Consider the following 1142-nt stretch of genomic DNA (forward strand, 5'->3'; position numbering starts at 1 on the left):
AGGTGGTCCTCGCGCAACTGCAGCGAGGCGTTGGCGAAGGACAGATCGCTGACGTCAGTGCCCTGGACGAATATGGCCGTGATCTGGCCGTCGTTCGCCCTGATCGGCTGATAGACGAAGTCGAGTATGCGCTCCTCCGCGGCACCCGTTTCGACGTTGCGGTAGACGACCTTGACGCCTCGGCCGACATAAGGCTCGCCGGTTTCGCAGACGCGGTCGAGCCGTTCGAAGAAGCCTTGGCCTTCAAGCTCCGGCAACGCCTCCCGAACCGATTTGCCGATAACCGGCCGCTCGCCGACTAGGCGTTGGTAAGCGGCATTGGTCAACTGGAAAATGTGGCCCGGCTCGCTGAACAGCGCCATGAAGCCTGGAGCCTGGTCGAACATCAGCGCCAGAAGCTGATGTCCCGGTAGGTAGCTCCGCTCGACCCCGCCACCGGATACAGGCGTTTTGGCAACAGAATCCGACAAAGCTCGCCCCTTCCTGCTCACGAGCAGCCGCTGGGTTGAGACCAGCAATGGTCGCTGATTTAGCATCCATCGCTCCGCGCGCCAAACGCTCTGCGCGAAGATCGTTTGACCGGCGTCGAGGGCTCGGCTTCGGCTGCACCCATCATCTAGGTAGGCGAGCCGACAATCCACAAGTTCGTGAAGAGTGAAATCCCAAACGGAAGATATTCGGCTGGTAAATTGAGCCGAGGTGCCGTTGACGTCTCCGTCGAGAAATCTCCAAGTGCCGCGAGTTTGTGAAGCAGCGCAACCACCTTCCATCTATGCGACGCAACATTCCGAAACATAAGATTCCGTTTTGAAATTCAAGGATGAGCGTTTCTGCGGATGAGGTTTGCGCCCATTGCGACGAGGATCATGGCGCGAGAGACGTCGATGCGCTGCTCGTAGTCGCGCACGAGGCGGCGCCATCTGGTCATCCAGCCGAAGGTCCGCTCAGCGACCTAGCGTCGTGGCAAGACTTCGAAGCCCTTCCGGTCATCAGATCGACGGATGATCTCGATCACGAAGTCCAGATAGGCGGCCTTGTCCATGAGCGGTCATAGGCACCATCGGCGAACAGATGTTTCACCCAGGGCCAGCGCTTGCGAATGGCATCCACGATCGCCTGGGCGCCGGCGCTATCGGAGATAT

General features: G+C 59.5%; 1 protein-coding gene and 1 pseudogene. Both read right to left on the reverse strand.

What is annotated here, in order from left to right:
- Positions 1-470, reverse strand: a 470-nt coding sequence (locus tag EOA75_RS33080) for a PAS domain-containing protein (protein WP_245466832.1), incomplete at its 3' end; no start/stop codon positions are given.
- A 344-nt stretch (positions 471-814) separates the two neighbouring features.
- A pseudogene (locus EOA75_RS33085) lies at positions 815-1142 on the reverse strand (transposase); the annotation flags it as partial.

The sequence above is a fragment of the Mesorhizobium sp. M1A.F.Ca.IN.022.07.1.1 genome, assembly GCF_003997575.1.
Lineage (GTDB): Bacteria > Pseudomonadota > Alphaproteobacteria > Rhizobiales > Rhizobiaceae > Mesorhizobium.